Raw genomic sequence first — 22,683 nt, 5'->3', positions numbered from 1 at the left:
CGTGGGAGCTGGGCTTTCGGCCTGGATCAGGCCGGTTCGTGAGCGTGCCGATCTCGAGCTTGCCCGTGCGAGTCGGGCTGGCGCGATCGCCCGCCGCCACGAACGCCTGATGATGTCGGCCCCCGACTCGGCCCGCCCACTCCACGAGCGGATGGCCCGGCTGCATCGCAAGAACGAAGAGCGACACCTGACCGCCGCCCGGCTGCACGACGCACACATCCGTCGGCTCAGACGATGGTTCGACCTGGAAGCCGCGGCCGCCAGCCGCCGGCCACTGCTGATCTCGACTGTCGCCGAGATGCTCGGTGCCCGCAGCGCCGGCATCACGCTGCTCAGTTCCCGCTCGGCAGCGGCCGCCTCGATGACCGCCTCCGACCCGCTGGCCGCTGCCGCCCAGGAGCTCGAATTCACCCTCGGTGAAGGTCCGGTCCACGACAGCGCCGCCTCCGGCCGACTGGTGGTCGTGGCCGAGGACTCACTCGCGGATCGCTGGCGGCTCTACTCGCCGGCCGTGGCGGCTCTCGGAGTGCGCTCGGTCGCGGCCGCACCGCTCGGGCTTCCGGACAACTGCCTGGGCGCACTCGCGGTCTTCGACCCGCCGCCGGACCGGCCGGCCGGACCCACCGTCGAGGAGATCGCCGACGCTCTGACCCACACCATCCTGCTGACGGACGAATACGTCGCGCAGCTCATCGAGGAAGGCTCGGTGGGCGACAAGCCGGCAGGGAGCCTGGTGGACGGCCCCGGAGACACCGCCGTCATCCATCAGGCCGCCGGGATGGTCGCCGCGCAGTGCGGTTGCAGCGTCGGGGACGCGCTCGCCCTTGTCACTGCCCGCGCCTTCGCGGACAACGAACTCGTCACCAGCACAGCCCGCCGGATCGTACAGAGACGGCTTCGACTGGACACCCCTTAGGGAGAACCACCTATGAACCGCCCCGATCACCCGGGATGGGTCACCGTGCCGGATCTCGTCGCCAGATTCGTAGCAGACCCGGATCTGAACAGCACGTTGGACTGGCTCACGGAGCACTGCGCCGAGGTGCCGGACACTCGTGCATCGGCGCTCCTGCTGGCCGACGGGCACGGTGCGCTCGACGTCGCCGCCGCCTCGTCCGACCTCGCCCGGTGGCTGCCCGAGCTCGAGTCGCAGAGCCACGAAGGACCGGCGCGGGACAGCTACACCACCTGCCACCGGATCGACGGCCTCGACCTGTCCGAAGCCGACACCCGGTGGCCCCGGTACGCCGCGTGCGCCCGCCGGGCCGGTATCCGGTCCGTCCACGCGTTCCCGCTGGCGCTGCCGGGCCGAACGATCGGCGCGCTGACGATGTACTTCGGCGCACCCGGCGGCCTGCCCGAGGACGACCTCGAGCAGGGGCAGGCTCTCGCGAGCACGGCCGCCCTCGGGGTGGCCAGCTGCCAGGCCACGCAGGACAAGGCCCGCGCCGACCAGTTGCAGGGCGCGCTGGACAGCCGGGTGCTCATCGAGCAGGCGAAAGGACTGCTCGCCGAGCGGCTTGGCATCACGCCGGGCGAGGCTTTCGGCGTACTGCGCCGGCATGCCCGCAACCACCAGGTCCGCCTCGACGAGGTCTGCGCGGCCGTACTCGACGGGAGTCTCTCACTGAGCGGTCGCTGATCCGCTTCCGGAGCAGGTAAATCTCGATCTGATCACGTCCCGTGATCGATGTAACGCCAGGTAGGTACGCCGCGATGTCACGGTGAGCCACCTGATTCTCGGGACTTCGACCGAGGAACCTGCATTTGGAAGAGGAAACATGAGACTGCCCCGTCTTGCCGTCGCGATGGCGAGCATCGGCCTGGTCGCCGCCTCCGTCGCGGCCGTTCCGGCCAACGCCGGAAAGACCGACCTGAAGCCGTGGTCGGACCGGACCCACCAGCAGAACACCGCGAAGGCGGCGTCCGCGGCCTGCATGATCTCGGTCGGCTTCCCGACCGCAGCGGGCTCGCTGGAGTCCGCCGACGTGCTCGCCGGACGGCCCCCGCAGGGCCTCCAGTACGAGCCGATCAAGTTCGTCGGCACCCGGGCCAACGCGACCTGGTACGGCGCCGTGAACTCGACCGGCACGCAGTTCTACTACTACGGCCTGCTGCTGCAGGGCGGGAACCTGTACCGGCACACGACGTACTTCTACGACAGCGACCGCGCTCCGCTCGCGACCTTCAAGAAGGTCGGCAGCGGCTGGTCGAGCTTCAAGACCATCGCCACCTCGAACTACAGCGTCGGCACGCCGCGGCACCAGTACCTGTACGGCCTGAACAGCAACGGCAGCCTGTACCGGTACTCGATCGTCGGCGCCGGCATCAAGTCGTACGGCTCGTTCCCCGGCTTCAAGGGGTTCAAGACGATGACGGTGCTCAGCGAGACCGCGACGTACGACACCCTGTTGATGACCACCACCGCCGGTGCGCTGTGGACCGTGCACATCCCGGTCGCGGCCGCCACCAAGCCGGTGCTGAAGCGGATCCGGACCGGTGGCTGGCAGAACTTCGAGTCCCTGGTCGTCGACGGCTGCGGCGACCGCGGCGGTTCGCTGATCGTTGGTGTGGACAACGACACCAAGACCGGCACGCTGTACGCAATGAGCAAGGCGAACGGCGCGGCCACCGCCCTGACCGGCTACGGCAAGATCCCGGACGTCGTCTTCAACGGCGTCAACTCGGTCCTGATCACCACGCACTACGACCAACTGGTCGGCGAGTAGTAACCCCGCCGGTGCCGCAATCGCAAGCGGCGTTTGGGTGGTTCACCTCAGAAATGGTCCGTTCCCACGCGGCATACCAACTGCACAGGGACAGCATCAGGGGTGAACCGCTCAAATGCGTGGCTGGGGTGCCTGGCCTCAGCGTTGCTTGTCGTGGGGCTAGTTGAGGCCTTTGAGGAGTTGGCGGGCCATGACGATGCGCTGGACCTGGTTGGTGCCTTCGTAGATCTGGGTGATCTTGGCGTCGCGCATCATGCGTTCGACGGGGTAGTCGTGGGTGTAGCCGTAGCCGCCCAGGAGTTGTACGGCGTCGGTGGTGACGGCCATCGCGACATCGGAGGCGAAGCACTTGGCGGCGGCACCGAAGTACGTCAGGTCGGCGTCGCCGCGCTCGGAGCGGGCCGCGGCGGCGTACGTGAGTTGCCGGGCCGCCTCGATCTTCATGCCCATGTCGGCGAGCATGAACTGCAGCCCCTGGAACTCCGCGATCGCCTTCCCGAACTGCTTGCGCTCCTGCACGTACCCGAGCGCGTAGTCCAGCGCCCCCTGCGCGATCCCGAGCGCCTGCGCCGCGATCGTCACGCGGGTGTGGTCCAGCGTCGCCATCGCGGTCGAGAACCCGGTGCCTTCCGCACCGATCATCCGCGCGGCGGGGATCTTCACGTTGTCGAAGTACACCTCGCGGGTCGGTGAGCCCTTGATCCCGAGCTTTTTCTCCGGCGCCCCGAAGGACACGCCCTCATCCGCCTTCTCCACCACGAACGCGGAGATCCCGCGAGACCGCGCCTCCGGGTCGGTGACCGCGAACACCGTGTAGAAGTCACTGACGCCGGCGTTGGTGATCCACCGCTTCACGCCGTTCAGCACGTAGTCGTCCCCGTCGCGGACCGCGCGGGTCTTCATCGACGCGGCGTCCGACCCGGCCTCGGGCTCGGACAGGCAGTAGGAGAACATCGCGTCACCGGCCGCGACCGGCGGCAGGTACCGCTGCTTGACCTCGTCCGACGCGGACAGCAGCAGCGGGAGTGAGCCGAGCTTGTTCACGGCCGGGATCAGCGAGCTCGAGGCGCAGGCCCGGGCCACTTCCTCGATCACGATCACCGTGGCGAGCGCGTCCGCCCCGGCGCCGCCGTACTGCTCCGGGATGTGCGGCGCGTGGAAGTCCGAGGCCTTCAGCGCGTCGTACGACGCCTTCGGGAACTCGGCCAGCTCGTCCACGTCCCCGGCGTGCGGGGCGACCTTGGCGTCGCAGACGTCGCGAACGGCCTCGCGGATCGCCTGGTGCTCCTCGGACAGCGCGTACAGCTCGAATGAGTTACTCACGAGTCACACAGTACGACGAACCACTCGCGCGCGGGGGACGTCGTACCCCGAAAGTGAGCAACAGCGCACTCTGCAGACATGAGCCGGTCACCGGCTGATAACCACGATGGGTAGAGTCCCCGACATGAGTGAAGCGACGCCCCGGCCGCTGCGGATCGCCGTCATCGGCACCAACTACCTCGGCGCGAACACCGCCGCGGGGATGGCCGAGTTCGGTTTCGACGTGATCGGTGTCGAGATCGACGAGCACCGGTTGAAGCTGCTGAACGACGGCAAGGCACCGCTGTACGAACCCGGGCTGGACCCGCTGCTGAAGAAGCACACCGAGTCCGGCCGGCTGCGGTTCACCAGGGACTACACCGAGATCGCCGACTGGGCCGACGTGCACTTCATCTGTGTCGGTACGCCGCAGCTCGAGGGCAGCGAGGCCGCGGACCTGTCCCAGGTGCACTCGGTCGTCGACATGCTCGCGCCACTGCTGACCAGGCCGGCGCTGGTGGTCGGCCGCTCCACGGTCCCGGTGGGTACGTCGACGATCGTCGAGCAGCGTTTCCACGCCGAGTCCCCGGCCGGTCAGGCGGTCGAGATCGCCTGGCAGCCCGAGTTCCTCCGCGAGGCGCACGGCGTCGAGGACACCCTGCACCCGGACCGGCTGGTCTTCGGTGTCCAGTCCGAGGCCGCGGAGACCCGGCTGCGCGAGGTGTTCGCCACCCCGATCGGCGAGGGTACGCCGGTGGTGGTGTGCAACCTGCCGACCGCGGAGCTGGTGAAGGCCGGCGCGAACGCGTTCCTGGCCACGAAGATCTCGTTCATCAACGCGCTCGCCGAGATGGCCGACGCGACCGGCGCGGACGTCACGCAGCTGGCCGACGCACTCGGGTACGACAAACGGATCGGCCGCGGCGCGCTGAACGCCGGGCCCGGGTACGGCGGTGGCTGCCTGCCGAAGGACCTGCGCGCGTTCATGCACCGCGCCGGCGAGCTCGGCGTCGAGGAGATCATCACGCTGCTCCGCGAGGTCGACGACATCAACCAGCACCGGCGCGCCGGAATCGTGGACCTGACCCACGAGATGCTCGGCGGCGAATGGGTCGGCAAGAACGTCACGGTCCTCGGCGCGGCCTTCAAGGCCGGTACGGACGACGTTCGGGACTCGCCCGCGCTGGACGTGGCCGGCCGGATCCAGCTGCACGGCGCCAACGTCACGGTCTACGACCCCGAGGCGATGGAGAACGCCCGCCGGGTCCGCCCGACGCTGCGCTACGCCTCGAGTGCGGTCGAGGCGTGCCGCGACGCGCACGCCGTACTGCACCTCACGGAGTGGCCGGAGTTCCGCGCGCTCGATCCGGCCGCGCTGAAGGAGGTCGTCGCCGCGCCGGTGGTGGTCGACGCCCGGCTGAACCTGGATGTCGAGGCCTGGCGCGCGGCGGGCTGGAAGTACCGCGCGCCCGGCAAGCCGTAACCGGCAGGCCGGCGCTCAGCTGACCCGGGCGTCGCGGATCACCGGGCGGCTGAGCGCGATCAGGCCGATCAGCGCGACCGCGACGCCGATGCCGAGGCAGACACCGGTGATCTGGATGCTCTTGACATCCGCCAGGCTGCCGAGCACCGGGTTCATCACGACCTGGGCGAGGCTCTGGCAGAGCACGATCACCGACTGCAGGCGGGACTGGTACTCGCGCTCGACCGAGTTCATCAGCAGCGGCAGGATGTGCCCGGTGAAGGTGCCGACGCCGATGCCGCTGATCACCGCCGCCACGATCGTGAGCGGCAGCGGCAGGAACGCGGACAGGCCGATGAAGCCGACGGCGGCGAGCAGCAGGCCCAGCATCGCGACGATCCCGGGGCGCTGGAACGCGCCGCGCATCAGGATCCGGATCGACACCACTCCGACGCCGAGGCTCCGGGTCGCGATCAGGATGCCGGCGGTCGTGGCATCCCAATGGTGGTCGCGGGCCAGCAACGGCAGCAGCAGGGCGTCCATCGGCATCAACAGGCCGGCCGCGATCGTCATCGTGATCAGCAGCGCCCGGGTGAGCGGCCGGCCGAAGGCCGCGCGGAGGCCGTCCGCGATCGAGCGGAACATGCTGGTCGTCCGGGACCCGTGCGGCGCGGTGGTGCCGCGGAGCAGGTACAGCACCACGATCATGATGCCGAAGGTGATCGCGTCGAAGCCGGCCGCCGCGGACAGGCCGGCCCAGTTGACCAGGAGACCGCCGACCGCGGTACCGGTGACGGCGAAGACGACACCCGAGACCTGGAAGCTCGCCAGTGCTCTCGGCACCTGTTCCGGCGGCACCAGGAGCCGCGGCATCGAGCGGGACGAGGGCAGGAAGAACGCGTCGATGACGCCGACCACCAGCGCCAGGACCACCAGCAGCCAGATCGGCTCGCCCACCGCGCGCGTGGCGGGCACCAGGGCGGCGGTGACCGCGAACATCGCGACGCAGCTGACGAGCAGCACCCGCGGAGCGCCGTACCGGTCGCCGATGGCTCCGCCGATCAGGAGGAGCACGGCGCGCGGTGCGGCAGCCAGCAGCAGGATCAGACCGGCCACCCGCCCACCGTGCTGGCTGGCGGACCATCCGATCGCGAACATCATGGTCAGGTCGCCGAGCAGCGAGACCAACGCGCCGAACAGCCAGATCCAATAGCGGACCGGAATGCGCTGCGTATCCGGTTCAGTGGGCGGAGTCACGATCGACGACCTTAAACGACAACGAATGGGATCTCACGACTACCCGCCCCCGTCCGGTGGAAACCAGCGACTCCCTCAGCCTTTACGCAACTCTGTCGCCCCGTCACGCACCGTGCTGCCCTTCCCGCGGGCGATCTCGGCGAGGGACTCCTGGAACCCGATCATCCGCTCCCGCAACTTCTCGTCGGAAGCAGCCAGGATCCGGACCGCGAGCAACCCCGCGTTCCGGGCGTTCCCGATCGAGACCGTCGCCACCGGCACCCCGGCCGGCATCTGCACGATCGACAGCAGCGAGTCCATCCCGTCGAGGTACTTCAGCGGTACCGGAACGCCGATCACCGGCAGCGGCGTCACCGAGGCGAGCATTCCGGGCAGGTGCGCGGCGCCGCCGGCACCCGCGATCAGCACCTTCAGGCCGCGCTCGTGGGCTGACCGTCCGTAGTCGATCATCTCGGTCGGCATCCGGTGCGCCGAGACGACGTCTGCCTCAAAGGGCACCTCGAAGTCCACGCACACCTCGGCCGCGGCCTTCATGGTCGGCCAGTCGGAGTCCGACCCCATCACGATGCCAATCATCAGCAGTCCTATTCGTCGATCGTGCCGGTCAGGTAAGCGGCCGCGTGCCGGGCCCGCTCGCGGGTTTCCTCGAGGTCGTCGCCGTACGCCGTGACGTGGCCGATCTTGCGGCCCGGCTTCACCGACTTCCCGTAGAAGTGCACCTTCAGGCCCGGGTCGCGCGCCAGGCAGTGCAGCAAGCCGCGGTGCATGTCCTCGACGTCCCCGCCGAGCACGTTCACCATCACCGTGTACGGCGCCCGCGCGGCCGGCGACCCCAGCGGCAGGTCGAGGACGGCGCGCAGGTGGTTCTCGAACTGGGACGTGACCGCCCCGTCGATCGACCAGTGACCGGTGTTGTGCGGGCGCATCGCGAGCTCGTTGACCAGCAGCCGCCCGTCGCGGGCCTCGAACATCTCCACCGCGAGGACGCCGACCACGCCGAGTTCGCCGGCGATCCGCAGCGCGGTCTGCTGCGCCTGGGCAGCCTTCTCCGGCGGCAGCCCGGGCGCGGGCGCGGTGACCTCGACGCAGATGCCGTCCTTCTGCACCGACTCGACGATCGGGTAGGCGACCGCCTGCCCGTGCGGCGAGCGGGCGACGATCGCGGACAGCTCGCGGACGAAGTCCACCTTCTCCTCGGCCAGGATCGGTACGCCGCTCGCGAAGGCAGTCGCGATCGCCTCGTCGGACGGTCCGTCGACGAACCAGACGCCCTTGCCGTCGTACCCACCGCGGGTGGTCTTCAGGATGATCGGGAAGCCGCCGACCCGCTTCGCGAAGTCCGCGACGTCGGCGGGCGTCTCGACCACCTGGTGCGCGGGCGACGGCGCGTCGAAGGTGTCCAGCCGGGCCCGCATCACGGCCTTGTCCTGGGCGTGCACGAGGGCGTCCGGACCGGGCCGGACCGCGATCCCGTCGGCCTCGAGCGCGTGCAGCAGGTCCGTCGGGACATGCTCGTGGTCGAAGGTGACCACATCGCACTCCGCGGCGAAGCGCCGTACCGTCTCGGGGTCCTTGTAGTCGCCGACGGGGGCATCGGCAACGGCCTGCGCGGCCGACACCGCGGGGCCTTCGGCGAGCACCCGGAGCTGGATGCCGAGCGCGACAGCCGACTCCTGGGTCATCCGGGCCAGCTGGCCGCCACCGACCATGCCGACCACCGGCGTACCGACGGGGAGGTCGTTTCGATCGAACTTCACAGCGGTGAGCCTAATGTCCATACAACATCGGCCGTACGGCGGCTACCGCAGCGCGCGGAGGATTTCGGGGTCCGACGGTCCGCCAGGTACCGTGGGAAGCTGCTGTGCCCGTCGCGATCCGATCACAGAAGGTTCCGAACCCCGTTGAAGCTCGTCACCACGCTGTACCGCCAGTTCCAGCACCTGGTGCACGAAATGGCCAAGTTCGGGCTGGTCGGTGTCCTGGGGCTGGTCGTGGACCTGCCGATCTACAACTGGCTGGTCTTCAACAACCCGCTGGTGCTCGCCGACTCGGGAGTCGGCATGCTGCACCACAAGCCGCTGACCGCGAAGCTGATCTCGACGACGGTCGCCACCATCGTGACGTACTTCGGGAACCGCTACTGGACGTGGCGGCACCGGGAGCGCAGCGGCCTGCACCGCGAGTACGTGCTGTTCTTCGTACTGAACGGGATCGGCCTGCTGATCGCGGCCGGATGTCTGGCGTTCTCGCGCTACGTCCTGGACCTGCACACCTGGCTGTCGGACAACATCGCGGCGAACTTCATCGGCCTCGGCCTCGGCACCTTGTTCCGGTTCTGGTCCTACCGCAAGTTCGTCTTCAAGGAAGAGATCGCCCTCGACGAGGTCGAGCACACCCCGGCCCCGAACTCCCCCGCCGAACTCGACGACACCGAGTCGACCGGCGACCTCCCCGCCGTCCGCTGACGGCGTCCGGCCGACGCCGGCTGCCCCGCAGCCACGGGCGTCCTCGGTCTCGTCCGGCGTGCGAAATTTATGGGACGACGGTTGTCGGTTCGGCGTGTGAAGATGCGGTGGTGACCGATATCGAGGTACGCACAGCGTCAGCGGACGATTTCGAGGCGATGCGGGACCTGTTCGCCGCGGCGATGATGTTCGACGCGTCGCCCGACGAGCTGTCCCGGCAGATCTTCGAGCCGGAGCGGGCGCTGGTCGCCGTCGACGGCGATCAGATCGTAGGCACGACCAAGGCGCTCACGCGGGATCTGTCGCTGCCAGGCGCGGTCGTCCCCGCGGCACATGTCACTGGCGTCGGCGTCCGCGCGACCCATCGGCGCCGCGGGATCCTGTCACAGCTGATGACGCGCCAGCTCCGCGAGGTCCCGGAGCCGATCGCGGTGCTGTGGGCCAGCGAGCCGGGCATCTACGGACGGTTCGGGTACGGCGCCGCCGCGTGGGCCGTGAACTTCGAAGCCGACCTGCACCGCGTCGGCCCGCCGGCCGTGCGGACGCGCCCGGGCGAGCTCGGGGAGATCTCGGTCGACGACGCCCTGATGACCTTGCCGGCCTTGTTGCGGGCCGTGCAGGACCAGCGCGCGGGCGTCTCGGGCCGGTCGGAGCTCCGCTGGCAGCAGCACCTGCAGGACAAGCCGGACGACCGCAACGGCCGCACCGCGCGGCACATCCTGGTGCATCGCGACGAGACCGGGACCGTCGACGGGTACGCGTTGTGGCGCGGGAAGATGAACTGGGGCCCGGCCGGTCCTGTCAACGAGGTCCTCGTCGAGGAGCTGGTCGCGCCCGAGTTCTCGGCGTACAAGGTGCTCTGGCAGCACCTGCTGACCATGGACCTGAGCGCCAAGCTCGGCTACGGCTACGGAGCGGTGGACGAGCCGATCATGCAGCTGGTGACGACGCCTACTGCACTGGATCGGCGAGTGAGCGAGTCACTCTGGCTCCGGGTGACCGACGTACCGGGTGCTCTGCGGCAGCGGCGGTACGCCGTACCGATCGACCTCGTACTGGAGGTGACGGACGACCTGATCGAGTCGAACAACGGACGCTTCCAGCTGACCGGCGACGATGCACTGGTGTCGTGCGAGCGCACCGACAGCCCGGCCGATCTGAGCCTGTCGGTGGGCGAACTCGGCGCTGCGTACCTCGGCGGCCGCAAGCTAGCGGAGTTCGCCACGACAGGCCGGGTCACCGAGCACACGCCCGGCGCCATCAACCGCGCAACCGCCGCCTTCACCTGGCCATTGGCGCCGGTCAGCCTGGAAGTCTTCTAGTCCCACCGAGTGACGCCGGGAGGCGTGCTACCTGTCGTCGTCCGAGCTGAAGAGGGTTTCGCCGTCCTCGGTGCGGGTGGGCCGTTCCTGCTGCGGGGCTCGGCGGCGCATGTGTTCCGGCGGTGCCTCGTCCTCGAGGATGCCGTCGCCGGGCTTGCCGTCCGGCCCGCCGAACAGCAGGTCGGACATCTGCAGGTGGACGTGCTCGACATGGGGTACGTCGGGCAGCACCACCTGACCGCGTTCACCGGCGGACTCGATGTGGAGCGTGCCGCACCCGAGGATGCGGTCGATCAGCCCGTGCTCGTAGGAGACGTCGTTCACCCGCATCAGCGGGATGTCGCGGCCGGTCCGGGTGAGGACGCCGTGCCGGGTGATCAGCCGCCGGTTGGTGATCGTGTACGTCGAGAAGAACCAGTTCAGGAACGGCTTCAGCGCGAACATCGCCAGAATCACCACGCCGACCGCGAGAATCGCGATCCGGGCCGGCGTCTGCACCGAACCGGCCGGCACGATCGCGGCCAGGAACCCACCGAGGGCCGCCACCACGAGCAGCAGGAGCACCGGGCCGATCAGCGCCTTCCAGTGCGTCCGGGTGCTGACGACGACGTACTCGTCCTCACCCAACAACTTCGCCGAGATCGCCATGGCCCCAGTCTCACAGGTCCCGGGTTCGGTTGTCCCCTCCCGACACGAACGGCCAGAAACTGGTTCAACTCTTCACAACGTGCATACAGTGAGCCAAGATGCGCGAGGGGTTACCAGCTGGGGGACGAGAGGAAGCCGTGATGGCAGTCTTGTCGGTACTTGATCGGGAGCACACCGTCGCACCGCCGGGGTACAGCCGGTGGCTGATCCCGCCGGCCGCGCTGGCCGTCCACCTGTGTATCGGGCAGGCGTACGCGACCAGCGTGTACAAGACGTCGATGGTGAAGCACTTCGGCGCCAGTCAGACGGCGGTCGGCGTGGTGTTCAGCATCGCGATCGTGATGCTCGGCCTGTCCGCCGCGATCGGCGGCACCTGGGTCGAACGCAACGGACCGCGGAAGGCGATGTTCGTCGCCGCCTGCTTCTGGGCGACCGGGTTCCTGGTCGGTGCCCTCGGCATCGGCACCGGCCAGCTCTGGCTGGTCTACCTCGGGTACGGCGTGATCGGCGGCATCGGTCTCGGGATCGGCTACATCTCCCCCGTCTCCACCCTGATCAAGTGGTTCCCGGACCGCCCGGGTCTCGCAACCGGCCTGGCGATCATGGGCTTCGGCGGCGGCGCGCTGGTCGCCAGCCCGCTGTCGCGCCAGCTCCTCGGCCTGTACGACGCGAACTACGACCCGAACGTGAGTACGTCGGTCGCGGGCGGCGGCGCGCTCGTCGGGCTGTTCATCACCCTCGGCGTCGGCTACTTCGTGATCATGATGTTCGGCGTCTTCAACATCCGCGTCCCCGCCGACGGCTGGGCGCCACCCGGCTTCGACTCCGCGTCCGTGCAGCAGAAGACGCTCGTCACCACCGCGAACGTGTCGGCCGCGAATGCGATCAAGACGCCGCAGTTCTGGTTGCTCTGGGTGGTGCTGTTCTGCAACGTGACCGCGGGGATCGGCATCCTCGAGCAGGCCAGCCCGATGATCCAGGACTTCTTCCGCGGCGACGACGGCAAGTCGACGGTCGCGGTCGCGGCGGCGGCCGGATTCGTCGGACTGCTGTCGATCTTCAACATGGGCGGCCGGTTCGGCTGGTCGAGTACGTCGGACGTGATCGGGCGCAAGCCGATCTACGCGATGTACCTCGGTGTCGGGATCGTCGCGTACGCGCTGCTGGCGACCGCCGGGCACACGAGCACGTTCGTGTTCGTCCTGCTGGCGGCGGTGATCATCTCGTTCTACGGCGGTGGGTTCGCGACCGCACCGGCGTACCTCCGGGACCTGTTCGGCACATACCAGGTCGGCGCGATCCACGGCCGGCTGCTGACCGCATGGTCGGCGGCCGGCATCGCGGGACCGCTGATCATCAACGGGTTCCTCGACAAGGAAGGCAAACCGGGCACGCTGACCGCGGCGGCGTACCGGCCGGCGCTGTTCACGATGGTCGGTGTGCTCGTCGTCGGGTTCGTCGCCAACCTGCTGATCCGCTCGGTCTCCGAGCGGTTCCACGAGAAGTCCGAGACGACGGCGGAGGCCGCACAATGAACCAGACCGCACGCCTGGTGATCTCCTGGCTCCTGGTCGCCGTCCTGCTCGGCTACGGCGTCATCGAGACGCTGATCACCGCAGCCAAGATCTTCACCTGACAAGACGAAAACGACCAAGTACGCCGGCCGCTCCGGGCTCTCAGGCTGAGCGTAGGTGCGTGACGTCGCCGGCTGCGAGTGGGCGTGGCCCTTCGGCGGTGTCGACGATCAGGCGGCCGTCGTCGGCGAGGTCGCGGGCGGTGCCTTCCAGGAAGGTGCCGTCCGGCAACTCCACGCGGACCTTCCGGCCGATCGTCGCGGACAGTTCGCGGTACTCCGGGAGGATCGTCTCCGGATCCCCACCCGACTCGACCCAGGTCCGGTAGCGGGACGCGAGCTCACGCAGTACCGCCGCCATCACCGTCGCACGATCAGTCGTGGATGCCTTCTCCAGCGCGAGTGACGTGGCCGCCTCATGCGGCTTCTCGGACTCGCGCAACGTCACGTTGAGACCGATCCCGATAACGGCGGCAGGACCCTCGACCCGTTCCAGCAGGATGCCCGCGAGCTTCCGGTCCTCGACGAGTACGTCGTTCGGCCACTTCACCTGCGCCGGTACGTCGGCCACTTCCCGCACCGCCGCGGCAACGGCCAGCGGTGCGAGCAGCCCCAGCCACGGCCAGCGCGACGCGTCAACCGCAGTGGGGCGCAGCAGCAGCGACATCAGTACCGCTGACTGTGGCGGAGTCGTCCACGTCCGCCCCAGCCGTCCACGACCGGACGACTGGTACTCCGCCACCACTACCAGCCCTTCGGGCTGGCCTTTCGCGGCAGCAGCCGCCACGACCGCATTGGTCGACGGCGTCTCCGCCAGTACGTCGATCTGCGTCCACAGCTCGCCAGGACGCACCAGGCGCCCCCGCAGGAACTTCTCGTCCAGCGGGGGCCGATCCAGGTTGTTGAACATCAGCCGGTGTTCTGGAGGCCGGCGGCAACTCCCGAGACGGTCAGCAGCAGCAACCGTCGAGTGCGGACGATCTGCTCCTCGCTGAGCGAGTCATCGGTCCGCAGTGTCCGCAGCGCGCGCAACTGCAGGTAGCTGAGCGCGTCGACGTACGGGTTGCGCAGCTCGACCGCACGGCCCAGCACGCGGCGGCCCTGCAGCAGTCGCTCCTGGTCGAGCACCTTGAGCACCCACTCGGTGGTGAGCTCGTGCTCGTCGAGCATCTGCTGTGTCAGCTCGTCCCGGTCGCCCAGCTCGAGGTAGCGGCCGAGGATGCGCCGGTCGGTCTTCGCCAGCGACATCTCCGCGTTCTCCAGCATCACCTGGAACAGCGGCCAGTTCTTGTTCGCGTCCTGCAGCAGCGCGACGTCACCGACGGCCTGCAGCGCCGTACCGAGGCCGTACCAGCCCGGTGCGTTCACACGGGCCTGCGACCATGCGAACACCCACGGGATCGCCCGCAGGTCCTCCAGCGACGACACCGCGACACCACGCCGCGCCGGACGCGAACCGAGCGGCAACTGCCCCAGCTCCTCCAGCGGCGTCACGGTGCTGAACCACTCCGCGAACCCCTCCGCCTTCACCAGCCGGTGGTACGCCGTCCGCGCGGCCTCGTCGAGCGTCTTCTCCATCACCGAGAACCGCTCGGCCGCCGCGACGGCCCGCTCCTCGATGGCCGGCGTCGACGCGAGCAGCGTCGCCGCGGTCACCTGCTCGATGTGCCGCTGCGCGATCGCCGAGTTCCCGTACCGGGCCGGAATCGCCTCACCCTGCTCGGTGAGCTTGAACCGCCCGGCCACCGACCCCGGCGCCTGTGCGAGTACGGCGCGGTTCGCCGGGCCACCGCCACGGCCGAGCGCACCACCACGGCCGTGGAACAGGGTCAGCCGGATCGCGTTGCGCTGCGCCCACGCGGTGATCCGCGCCTGCGCGTCGTACAGCGCCAGTGTCGCCGAGACCGGTCCGACGTCCTTCGCGGAGTCGGAGTACCCCAGCATGACCTCGAAGCGCCGGTCGTTCGCCGTGAGCCGGTGCCGCACGCGGGTGAGCTGGATCGCGTTGTCCAGCACCTCCACCGAGTTCTGCAGGTCTTCACCGGTCTCGAACAGCGGTACGACGTCCAGCTCGATCGGACGGCCGTCCAGCGCGGCGTCGGCGAGCTCGTACACGGCTGCCAGGTCACCGGCGTTGCGCGTGAACGAGACGACGTACCGACGGCAGGCCTCGGGGCCGAAGCGCTGCTGGATCTGTGCGATCACCCGCAGCGTCGCCAGCACCTCTTCGGTCTGGTCGGACAGCTCACCGCCGCCCAGCACCTCTTCCAGGGCCTTGGCGTGCACGGAGGAGTGCTGACGGACCTCCAGCTCGGCCAGGTGGAAGCCGAACGAGTTCACCTGCCAGATGAGCTGCTGGAGCTCGCCGTACGCCTGGCGTGGCGCGCCGGCGGTCACCAGCGAGTCCTGCAGGACCTTGAGCTCGTGCAGGAAGTCGGCGGACCGCGGGTAGCCGAAGTCGGCGTCCCGGTTCCGAGTGGCGGCCAGCCGGCGCGCGGCGAGCAGCAGGAGCTGCCGGTGCGGCTCGGCGGGCGAGCGGCTCTCGATGTCCGCGATCAGCTCCGGGTTGACCGCCCGGGCGTCCTCCAGGATCCGGCGGACCGGTGCGGACGGCGGAGTGGTCGCGGCGTCCAGGGTGAGCGCGCGGCCGAGCACCTCGGTGGCCTGCTCGAGCGCCCGCAGGACGTGGTCGGCCTGGATCTGCATGGCCTCGCGGGTGATCGCCGCGGTGACGTTCGGGTTTCCGTCGCGGTCGCCGCCGATCCACGAACCCAGGTGCACGAACGGCGCCACCACGGGCGGCCGCGTCCCCGCCGCGTCACCGGCGAGCGCGTCGTCGAGCCGGCGGTACACGTTGCCGACGACGTTGAACAGGGTCTCCTCGAACACCGCCATCGCGGACCGCACCTCGTCCAGTGGCGAGGGGCGGCTGGTGCGGAGTTGCGACGTACGCCACAGGACGTCGACCTGCTCGACGAGACGGCGGCGGTTCTCGGCGAGGTCGCTGTCGCCGGCACGTGGGTCGTGGCGCTCGTCCAGCAGCGACGAGATCCGCCGGATCGTCGCCAGTACGGCGCGGCGCCGGGCCTCGGTCGGGTGCGCGGTCAGCACCGGGCGGAACTCCAGGCCGTTCAGCAGCGCGCGGGCCTGCTGCTCGCCGCTGTCGCGCGCGATCTGCTCGACAGCCTGGGCCAGCTCCGACACCACGGCCTCGCTGCCGGCCCGGTCGCGCTCACGGAGCACGCGGGCGCGGTGCAGTTCCTCGCTGAGGTTCGTCAGGTGGAAGTAGCAGGTGAACGCGCGGGCCACGTCCTCGGCACGCTCGTGCGGCCAGGAGGCGACCAGTTGCTCGGCCGCGGCGCCGTCTCCGGCGATGGTCAGCTCGCGTAACTTCTCGACGTCGTCGAGCAGCGGCTGACCGGCGTACTCGACCAGAACCTTTCCGAGTATCTCGCCGAGCAGGCGGACGTCGGCCCTGAGTTCTTCAGGTACCTCGAACCGCGCGCGGGTACGGGTCTCACTTCCGGTCTCGGTCACGTTCGCCCACCCTATCGGCGGACGCCGTTCCGTGCCGCCGAGTCCGCCCACTGGAAGCCGATCGTGACCGGGCGTTCAGCTACTTCACAGTATGTGAGCCGAGAGTGCGGCGCTGGTCACACTCCCCGACCGCCGGCTCTGCCCGAGAAGGTTCAGACCGAGAAGGTTCAGACCGAGGCGAAGCCGCCGCCGACGACCTGGGACACGGTGCGCGCGAGTTCGGCAGGGGTTCGGTCGGTACCGCCGGGGCCGTCGGTGACGAGCATCCGGGCGCAGGTCTCGGTCATCGCGGCGAGCAGTTCGGCGAGCACCGGGAGGTTCGCGGCCGGGTCGGTGACGCCGGGCAGCGACTTCAGCAGGGTCAGCCGGAGACTCTCGACGAGGAACGCCCGCGCGGCGCGGACCCGCTCGGCGATCACGGGCGTGGCGCCGTACTGCGCTCCGAAGACGATCCGCCAGGACTGCGGCTGCTTCTGGACCGCGGTGAGGAACGTGGTCAAGCCCTCCAGGACGTGCTGCTGCGCGGTGCCGACGCCCGGGTCGGCCGGCAGCGCGCCGACGATCGAGATCACCAGATGCTGCTCCTCGCGGGCGAGCAAGGCGAGCAGGAGCTCGTCACGGTTCGCGAAGCAGTCGTAGACGACCGGTTTGGTGACGCCGGCCGCGTCCGCGATCGACTGCATCGTCGTACCGGCGTACCCGTTCGCGGCGAAGACCCCGAGGGCGGCGTCCAGGATCAGGGGACGGCGGCGTTCCGGACCGAGGTGCCGCGCCCGCCGGCGTCGTTCACTGTCCTCGACCACTTGACAAAGCTACCGCATCGTAGGAAATTCCTACGGTCTGGTAGGGAAGTTCGCCGGACGCACTTCGGCGCCGCAAGCGGCGAAGGGTGTGCGGCGAACCTCCCACTCACTGCCGCGGGGGTGGTCGATGACCGAACGAGGCAGTGCCGGCTGGCTTGAGTCCGAGGGCATCACCGCCCTGGACGCGAGCGAGCTTGCCCGGATGGTCGACCGGACGTCGGAGCGGGAGCTCCGGCATCGACTCATCGGGGGAGTACGAGAGATCGCGTTGCGCGAGATCTTTCGGCGGATGCCGGAGTACCTGCGACCCGCCCGGGCCGCCGGGTTCGATGCCGTCGTCAGATGGCAGATCACCGGCGCGGGCGGGGACGGCCTCGACGAGTACTGGATCCAGGTGCACGCCGGCCGCTGCGCCGCCGTACCGCCGCGGGCCACGCCACCTGACATCTCGATCCGCACCGACCCCGCGACCCTGCTGCGCATCGTCACCGGCAACGAGGACCCCATCGCCGCCGTCCTCAAACAACGCCTGACCGTCCAAGGCGACCTGGCCCAAGCCGCCCGCCTGACCAAACTCTTCGCCGTCGGCCCCACCTGAGGGGTCGTGGCTCAGCAGCCCGGGGTGTCGTCACTGACTGGCAGGGTGCCTAGTCGGACGATGCCGCACCCTCGGCCAGGGTGCCGAGCGTTTCGGCCAGCGACTCGTTCATTTCCAGGGCGGCGTCGCGTTCGGCGATGGTCGGCGCGGCCTCGGCGATGCGGGTGATCTCGGCGATCCCGGCCTCCGCGCGGGTGCGGCGTTCCGCCGGCGTACCGTCCGGTCGGGAGGCCTCCAGCAGTACGTCGCCCGCTCGGCGTACGGTCTCGCTCTCGGGTGTCCGCGCCTCGGTGACGAGGTCGTCGAGGATCTCTAGATAGCGCATCGCCCGGGTCTGGTCCGCCTGATCGGGGAGGCCGGCTGCCTGCTCGTGCAGGGCGGCGACGGCGGCGGCGAGTTCCTGAGGGTCGGTGATCGAACGACCCCAGGACTGGGCGATGCGGCGGCGTTCGGTGTCGAACTCGCTGTACTCCACCGGTCAATCGTGACAGCCGACGGGTTCGCGACCCGGCTACTTCCCACACCGCGCGGGTTCGCGACCCGGCTACTTCTCCATGCCGCGCGGCTTGTACGGGCCCGAGCCCGTCGCCTGGCTTGCCGGTTGGGTGTCGGCGGGTGCCTGCACGGCGCCGGACCTTGCGCTCGTCGGGTCGAGGCCGGGGACGAAGCGGGCGGCGGGGTCCTGGCGCGCCCAGACCAGTTCGTGGACCTCCCGGGCCAGCCCCTGCCCGAACTCGCGAGACCTGCCCGCGATGTCGCCCTCCGCCGTACCGGCTTCTCGCCAGGCCTGCACCTGCGCGGGCAGCATGCCGAACGCCGCGTCGACCCGCGCGGCGACGTCCCGGGCGATCGCGGGCCGCTGCTCGCTGGGAATCCTGGCGTGCGCCGTCAGTACGTCGGCTGCGGTCGTCGCGATCGCCGCGCGGTGCTGACCGGCGAGCTGCCGCAGCGTCTCGCCGGCGTCCCGACCCGTGACGTCGTCGATGCCGCGAGCGAACGCCCGTGCGGCCGGTGCGCGCTCCGAGTCGACGAACGGAACGGCCTGCCCGGTGAGCCGGGCAGCGACATCACTAGGCAGCGTCTGCTCGATGACCCGGTCGAGATTGTCCTCCGAGAACGCGAGACCGACCGCATGCGTGGTCTCAGGAGGAATGGCGGCCTGCGCCCGGAGCTCGTCGGCACGGGTGTAGCCCTCCGGAACCGCCTGCCACGACAACGTCGCGGTGAGGGACTGCATTGCTGTTCGAGCCTCGACGACCTGCTCGTCCGTCAGCACAGCCGGGCCGTCCGCGGTCAGTTGTCGCAGCGGGGTCTCCGCCCTGTCCCTGTTCAGGTACAGCGTGCCGTCGGCGTCGTGCGACACGAACACCTCGTCCCACGCACCACCGATCGGCGCGAGCGCATACTCCCCGTTCCACAGCGACTCCGGCGCCCCGGTCAGCTCACCAACACTCCCCCGCATCCCGCCAATCAATTCACCAACCGACCCGGGCCGCGAGCCGACGGGAGCTGACCCGACCGGAGCCGACTCAACCTGGGCCGACTCAACCTGGGCCGACTCGACCGGAGCAGGCCTGGCCTGAGCGCTCGCGCGGTTGGCGTCGCGGGTCTGTTTGGCCTCGTGCCAGTCCGGCAGCTGGTCGAAGAACTCGTGGAGTTCGCGGATCTCCGCGACAACTCTCGCGTTCGCCCCGTCGACAGCACCCGCGCCACCGGCAATGTCGCCCCAGCGGCTCTCGATCTCCTCGGTCAGGGCCCGGACCCGGGCCTCGCCGAGGTCCCGTGCCCCGAAGCGGGTCTCGAGCTCGTCGGAGAAGTTGTCCGCGAACACCTCCCGCTGCTTGCCGGCAGGCAGCGTCATGTAGTCCTCGTTCCGGTACAGCAGCAGGCCCGCGGCCGCCCGTCCGGCGCAGCCGGCACCAGCGCCTACCAAGGCCTTCAGCACCCGCTCGTCGTTCTGGTCGATCCGTGCGCCGACCGCGAGCGCGAGCGCCCGCGCGGCCGCGGCGTCGCCTTCGAGGATCGTGTGCGGGAAGCTCCCCAGGTCGTCCGGACGGCCGTTCGTCAACAGTCCCGGGACGATCCGCTGGGTCGCGGTCGCCGCGTACGCCTGACCGATGGCCGTCGTGAGCCGCTCGCGGCGCGCCGGGTCGGTCGTCGGTGGCGGCGGGATGCGGGCGTCGAGCGAGCTCGCGCAAGCGGCGACCACGGCGGTCAACGCTGCCCGGACGTCCTCCCGCCGGTCGACCACCTGCCGCGCCCCGCGGGTCAGGTCGACCTGGGGGCTGGAGGCAAGCTTCACCGGGAGGTCGAGGTTCCTGGCGAGCGCCCCGAGCGCCTGGTGGTGACCGCTCGCCGCCTCGAGCACCCGGTCGCTGGGTCCGGCCGATCGGCCCCGGCTGTCCCGGGCAACAAGCTGGTTGATTCTGTGCACGAGATTCAGGACATCGGGGTCGAGATCAGCCACCCAGAAACGCTATCCGCGCCGCGGTTCAGCCGGCCCACTTCAGCCCTCAGCGGGTTGGGGTGGCGGGGCCTTCGCGGCGAGTCGTGGGAGTGCTGAGGCGGGCTGCGGTGGTGGCGGGTCGGGTTGGGCGGAGTGGCGGTACGGCCTGGTCGTTGAGGAAGCGGGCTGCGGCGTCCTGGCCGCGCTCGGCGATCGGGTCCTGGGGGTTTGGTGGCCGGGTCTCGAACTGTCTGATCGCCGCCATCGTCTGGTCCCCGAGCGACGCGCCGTACACCCGGGCCTCGTGCGCCAGGTCGTAGCCGCGCGCCTGCCACTCCGCCACTCGGGCGGGCAACTCATCGAAGCCCTCGGCCAGCATCGTGGCGGTCGCGGCCGCGGCGGCCGGACGGCTCGCCCGCGGGATGCTCGACGAGCCCACCATCGCGTCCGCCGCCGCGACGGTCACGGCAGCCGGCGACGCCGCCTGGGCCGCGGTGAGGCTGGTGTCGCTGCGGGAATGGTGCTCGACCCTGGTCAGGAGCCGCTCGGACACGATCGCCTGGAGCGCCTCGAACTGTTGATCAGCCACGCCCGGCAGCGTAGCGACAAGCAGAGTCAGCGCACCGTGCGGCGGACGTCACAGGCGGTACGGCGTACTGGCGCGTAGGCTGCCCGTTCATGGGAGAGACCGTGAACATCCACACCACGGCCGGCAAGCTCGCGGATCTCGAGCACCGGCTCGACGAGGCCGTGCACGCCGGGTCGGAGCGCGCGGTGGAGAAGCAGCACGCGCGCGGCAAGAAGACCGCCCGCGAGCGGATCACGATGCTGCTCGACGAGGGCTCCTTCTCCGAGCTGGACGAGTTCGCCCGGCACCGGTCGACGAGCTTCGGCCTGGACGCGAACCGCCCGTACGGCGACGGCGTGGTGACCGGCTTCGGCACCATCGACGGCCGCCAGGTGTGCGTGTTCGCCCAGGACTTCACGGTCTTCGGCGGCAGCCTCGGCGAGGTGTTCGGCGAGAAGATCGTCAAGGTGATGGACCTGGCGATGAAGATCGGCTGCCCGCTGATCGGCATCAACGACTCCGGCGGCGCCCGGATCCAGGAGGGCGTGGTCTCCCTCGGCCTGTACGGCGAGATCTTCCGCCGCAACGTCCGCGCGTCCGGCGTGATCCCGCAGATCTCGCTGATCATGGGCCCGTGCGCGGGCGGCGCGGTGTACTCCCCCGCGGTCACCGACTTCACGGTGATGGTCGACGAGTCGTCGTACATGTTCATCACCGGACCGGACGTGATCAAGACCGTCACCGGTGAGGACGTCACCCAGGAGGAGCTCGGCGGCGCCCGGACGCACAACACCAAGTCCGGGAACGCGCACTACCTCGGCAGCGACGAGGAGGATGCGATCGAGTGGGTGAAGACGCTGGTCGGTCACCTGCCGCAGAACAACCTCGAGGATCCCCCGGTGTACGACGCCGCCTATGAAACTGCGGACCTCGAGCTCGCCGACACCGACCTCGCCCTCGACACCCTGATCCCGGATTCCCCGAACCAGCCGTACGACATGCACACCGCGATCGAGGCGGTCGTGGACGACGGCGAGTTCCTCGAGGTGCAGGAACTGTTCGCGCCGAACATGATCGTCGGCTTCGGCCGCGTCGAGGGCCGCCCGGTCGGCGTGGTCGCGAACCAGCCGATGCAGTTCGCCGGCACCCTCGACATCGACGCGTCCGAGAAGGCGGCCCGCTTCGTCCGCACCTGCGACGCGTTCAACCTGCCGATCCTGACCTTCGTCGACGTGCCCGGCTTCCTGCCCGGCACCGACCAGGAGTGGAACGGCATCATCCGCCGCGGCGCCAAGCTGATCTACGCCTACGCCGAGGCGACCGTCCCGATGATCACCGTGATCACCCGCAAGGCCTACGGCGGCGCGTACGACGTGATGGGGTCGAAGCACCTCGGCGCGGACATGAACATCGCCTGGCCGACGGCGCAGATCGCGGTGATGGGTGCCCAGGGCGCCGTCAACATCCTGCACCGCCGGGAGCTCGCGGCCGCGGAGGACGTCGACGCCCGGCGGCAGGAACTGATCACGGAGTACGAGGACCACCTCGCGAACCCGTACATCGCGGCGGAGCGCGGCTACATCGACGCGGTGATCAAGCCGAGCGAGACCCGCGCCGAGATCGTCCGCGCCCTCCGCCTGCTGCGCACCAAGCGCGACACCCTGCCCCCGAAGAAGCATGGGAACATCCCACTGTGATCGAGATCCGCAAAGGCAACCCGACCCCGGAGGAGCTCGCCGCTCTGGTCACGGTCCTGGCCGCCCGCGCCGCCGCACCCGCACCCGCCCGAGACCCGCAGCGCGCGAGCAACTGGGCAACGTACTGGCGCAACGCCCGCACCCCGTTCCACCCCGGCCCCGGCCAGTGGCGCGCCTCCGCACACCCGTGACCTGCGGACGCCCACCACTCACCAACGCGCGGCGCGAGGCCAAGTCAGGACCTGGCTGAGCGTCGGCCGCGTCCGGTGCCTCCGG

General features: G+C 69.8%; 21 protein-coding genes. 10 read left to right on the top strand and 11 right to left on the bottom strand.

Translation table 11 applies throughout. The features are described from left to right. The first annotated feature begins 1 nt into the window (after window position 1). The 3 genes from ACFYRH_RS30760 (at window position 2) to ACFYRH_RS30750 (ending at window position 2,729) form a co-directional block, all read left to right on the top strand. Window positions 2-916, top strand: coding sequence for a GAF domain-containing protein (locus ACFYRH_RS30760; RefSeq protein WP_387782653.1), 915 nt, complete (start codon window positions 2-4; stop codon window positions 914-916). A 12-nt stretch (window positions 917-928) separates the two neighbouring features. Next, window positions 929-1,642 (top strand): ANTAR domain-containing protein, encoded by a 714-nt coding sequence (locus ACFYRH_RS30755; RefSeq protein ID WP_387782651.1) that lies wholly within the window; start codon window positions 929-931, stop codon window positions 1,640-1,642. A gap of 139 nt (window positions 1,643-1,781) precedes the next feature. Beyond that, window positions 1,782-2,729, top strand: a complete 948-nt coding sequence (locus ACFYRH_RS30750) for a hypothetical protein (RefSeq protein ID WP_387782650.1) — start codon at window positions 1,782-1,784, stop codon at window positions 2,727-2,729. A 159-nt stretch (window positions 2,730-2,888) separates the two neighbouring features. Here the strand turns inward: ACFYRH_RS30750 and ACFYRH_RS30745 are convergent, their stop codons facing one another. Then, a complete protein-coding gene (locus ACFYRH_RS30745; RefSeq protein WP_387782648.1) occupies window positions 2,889-4,052 on the bottom strand; it encodes an acyl-CoA dehydrogenase family protein in 1,164 nt (387 codons plus the stop codon). Between the two features lie 124 nt (window positions 4,053-4,176). On the opposite strand from ACFYRH_RS30745, the gene ACFYRH_RS30740 reads away from it, so the two are divergent. Beyond that, window positions 4,177-5,514: a UDP-glucose dehydrogenase family protein gene (locus tag ACFYRH_RS30740; RefSeq protein WP_387782646.1), complete on the top strand. Its 1,338-nt coding sequence runs from the start codon at window positions 4,177-4,179 to the stop codon at window positions 5,512-5,514. 15 nt (window positions 5,515-5,529) lie between these two features. On the opposite strand, the gene ACFYRH_RS30735 is transcribed toward ACFYRH_RS30740, so the two are convergent. The 3 genes from ACFYRH_RS30735 to ACFYRH_RS30725 all read right to left on the bottom strand — a co-directional run bounded on the left by ACFYRH_RS30735 (window position 5,530) and on the right by ACFYRH_RS30725 (window position 8,507). Continuing rightward, window positions 5,530-6,750, bottom strand: coding sequence for an MFS transporter (locus ACFYRH_RS30735; RefSeq protein WP_387782644.1), 1,221 nt, complete (start codon window positions 6,748-6,750; stop codon window positions 5,530-5,532). Window positions 6,751-6,825: 75 nt separating this feature from the next. Beyond that, the gene (gene purE / locus ACFYRH_RS30730) at window positions 6,826-7,326 is read right to left on the bottom strand and encodes a 5-(carboxyamino)imidazole ribonucleotide mutase (protein ID WP_387782642.1); all 501 of its coding nucleotides are present in this window, start codon (window positions 7,324-7,326) and stop codon (window positions 6,826-6,828) included. 8 nt (window positions 7,327-7,334) lie between these two features. Further along, window positions 7,335-8,507: a 5-(carboxyamino)imidazole ribonucleotide synthase gene (locus ACFYRH_RS30725; protein ID WP_387782640.1), complete on the bottom strand. Its 1,173-nt coding sequence runs from the start codon at window positions 8,505-8,507 to the stop codon at window positions 7,335-7,337. Between the two features lie 144 nt (window positions 8,508-8,651). Between ACFYRH_RS30725 and ACFYRH_RS30720 the strand changes: the two genes are divergently transcribed. Together ACFYRH_RS30720 and ACFYRH_RS30715 are read left to right on the top strand one after the other, a co-directional pair. After that, window positions 8,652-9,215, top strand: a complete 564-nt coding sequence (locus ACFYRH_RS30720) for a GtrA family protein (RefSeq protein ID WP_387782638.1) — start codon at window positions 8,652-8,654, stop codon at window positions 9,213-9,215. A gap of 110 nt (window positions 9,216-9,325) precedes the next feature. Beyond that, on the top strand, window positions 9,326-10,537 hold the full coding sequence (locus tag ACFYRH_RS30715) for a GNAT family N-acetyltransferase (protein ID WP_387782636.1): 1,212 nt from the start codon (window positions 9,326-9,328) through the stop codon (window positions 10,535-10,537). Window positions 10,538-10,564: 27 nt separating this feature from the next. On the opposite strand, the gene ACFYRH_RS30710 is transcribed toward ACFYRH_RS30715, so the two are convergent. After that, complete coding sequence (locus ACFYRH_RS30710) at window positions 10,565-11,185, bottom strand: PH domain-containing protein (RefSeq protein ID WP_387782634.1); 621 nt, start codon at window positions 11,183-11,185, stop codon at window positions 10,565-10,567. A 140-nt stretch (window positions 11,186-11,325) separates the two neighbouring features. On the opposite strand from ACFYRH_RS30710, the gene ACFYRH_RS30705 reads away from it, so the two are divergent. Continuing rightward, window positions 11,326-12,720, top strand: a complete 1,395-nt coding sequence (locus tag ACFYRH_RS30705) for an OFA family MFS transporter (RefSeq protein WP_387782632.1) — start codon at window positions 11,326-11,328, stop codon at window positions 12,718-12,720. 141 nt (window positions 12,721-12,861) lie between these two features. Here ACFYRH_RS30705 and ACFYRH_RS30700 read toward each other — a convergent pair whose 3' ends face one another. The 3 genes from ACFYRH_RS30700 to ACFYRH_RS30690 all read right to left on the bottom strand — a co-directional run bounded on the left by ACFYRH_RS30700 (window position 12,862) and on the right by ACFYRH_RS30690 (window position 17,098). Next, a complete protein-coding gene (locus ACFYRH_RS30700; protein ID WP_387782630.1) occupies window positions 12,862-13,668 on the bottom strand; it encodes a biotin--[acetyl-CoA-carboxylase] ligase in 807 nt (268 codons plus the stop codon). Further along, entirely contained in the window at window positions 13,668-16,295 is a 2,628-nt protein-coding gene (locus tag ACFYRH_RS30695; protein ID WP_387782628.1) for a phosphoenolpyruvate carboxylase, read from the bottom strand. The genes ACFYRH_RS30700 and ACFYRH_RS30695 overlap by 1 nt, the downstream gene beginning before the upstream one ends. Before the next feature lie 167 nt (window positions 16,296-16,462). Further along, complete coding sequence (locus ACFYRH_RS30690; RefSeq protein ID WP_387782627.1) at window positions 16,463-17,098, bottom strand: TetR/AcrR family transcriptional regulator; 636 nt, start codon at window positions 17,096-17,098, stop codon at window positions 16,463-16,465. Between the two features lie 127 nt (window positions 17,099-17,225). Here ACFYRH_RS30690 and ACFYRH_RS30685 point away from each other — a divergent pair, with 127 nt between their 5' ends. Then, window positions 17,226-17,696 (top strand): SCP2 sterol-binding domain-containing protein, encoded by a 471-nt coding sequence (locus ACFYRH_RS30685; RefSeq protein WP_387782625.1) that lies wholly within the window; start codon window positions 17,226-17,228, stop codon window positions 17,694-17,696. A gap of 49 nt (window positions 17,697-17,745) precedes the next feature. Here the strand turns inward: ACFYRH_RS30685 and ACFYRH_RS30680 are convergent, their stop codons facing one another. The 3 genes from ACFYRH_RS30680 to ACFYRH_RS30670 form a co-directional block, all read right to left on the bottom strand. Beyond that, entirely contained in the window at window positions 17,746-18,171 is a 426-nt protein-coding gene (locus tag ACFYRH_RS30680) for a hypothetical protein (protein ID WP_387782623.1), read from the bottom strand. 69 nt (window positions 18,172-18,240) lie between these two features. Next, a complete protein-coding gene (locus ACFYRH_RS30675) occupies window positions 18,241-20,163 on the bottom strand; it encodes a hypothetical protein (protein ID WP_387782621.1) in 1,923 nt (640 codons plus the stop codon). 46 nt (window positions 20,164-20,209) lie between these two features. Continuing rightward, entirely contained in the window at window positions 20,210-20,731 is a 522-nt protein-coding gene (locus ACFYRH_RS30670; RefSeq protein ID WP_387782619.1) for a hypothetical protein, read from the bottom strand. A gap of 89 nt (window positions 20,732-20,820) precedes the next feature. Here ACFYRH_RS30670 and ACFYRH_RS30665 point away from each other — a divergent pair, with 89 nt between their 5' ends. Beyond that, window positions 20,821-22,407 carry an acyl-CoA carboxylase subunit beta gene (locus ACFYRH_RS30665; RefSeq protein ID WP_387782618.1) on the top strand — a complete coding sequence of 529 codons (1,587 nt, stop codon included), beginning with the start codon at window positions 20,821-20,823 and terminating at the stop codon, window positions 22,405-22,407. Beyond that, window positions 22,404-22,598 carry an acyl-CoA carboxylase subunit epsilon gene (locus ACFYRH_RS30660; RefSeq protein WP_387782616.1) on the top strand — a complete coding sequence of 65 codons (195 nt, stop codon included), beginning with the start codon at window positions 22,404-22,406 and terminating at the stop codon, window positions 22,596-22,598. Before ACFYRH_RS30665 ends, ACFYRH_RS30660 begins: the two co-directional genes overlap by 4 nt. Window positions 22,599-22,683: the final 85 nt, after the last annotated feature.

Source organism: Kribbella sp. NPDC004875, assembly GCF_042873375.1.
Taxonomy (GTDB): domain Bacteria; phylum Actinomycetota; class Actinomycetes; order Propionibacteriales; family Kribbellaceae; genus Kribbella.
The sequence above is the reverse complement of the archived record's forward strand: the minus strand, read 5'-3'. Positions and strand labels throughout refer to the sequence as shown.

What these genes read in the sequence shown, in the direction of transcription:
- ACFYRH_RS30755 (WP_387782651.1), top strand. Translation starts at nt 929, where the DNA reads ATGAACCGCCCCGATCACCCGGGATGGGTCACCGTGCCGGATCTCGTC.
- ACFYRH_RS30750 (WP_387782650.1), top strand. Translation starts at nt 1,782, where the DNA reads ATGAGACTGCCCCGTCTTGCCGTCGCGATGGCGAGCATCGGCCTGGTC.
- ACFYRH_RS30740 (WP_387782646.1), top strand. Translation starts at nt 4,177, where the DNA reads ATGAGTGAAGCGACGCCCCGGCCGCTGCGGATCGCCGTCATCGGCACC.
- purE (WP_387782642.1), bottom strand. Translation starts at nt 7,326, where the DNA reads ATGATTGGCATCGTGATGGGGTCGGACTCCGACTGGCCGACCATGAAG.
- ACFYRH_RS30710 (WP_387782634.1), bottom strand. Translation starts at nt 11,185, where the DNA reads ATGGCGATCTCGGCGAAGTTGTTGGGTGAGGACGAGTACGTCGTCGTC.
- ACFYRH_RS30705 (WP_387782632.1), top strand. Translation starts at nt 11,326, where the DNA reads ATGGCAGTCTTGTCGGTACTTGATCGGGAGCACACCGTCGCACCGCCG.
- ACFYRH_RS30700 (WP_387782630.1), bottom strand. Translation starts at nt 13,668, where the DNA reads ATGTTCAACAACCTGGATCGGCCCCCGCTGGACGAGAAGTTCCTGCGG.
- ACFYRH_RS30685 (WP_387782625.1), top strand. Translation starts at nt 17,226, where the DNA reads ATGACCGAACGAGGCAGTGCCGGCTGGCTTGAGTCCGAGGGCATCACC.
- ACFYRH_RS30665 (WP_387782618.1), top strand. Translation starts at nt 20,821, where the DNA reads ATGGGAGAGACCGTGAACATCCACACCACGGCCGGCAAGCTCGCGGAT.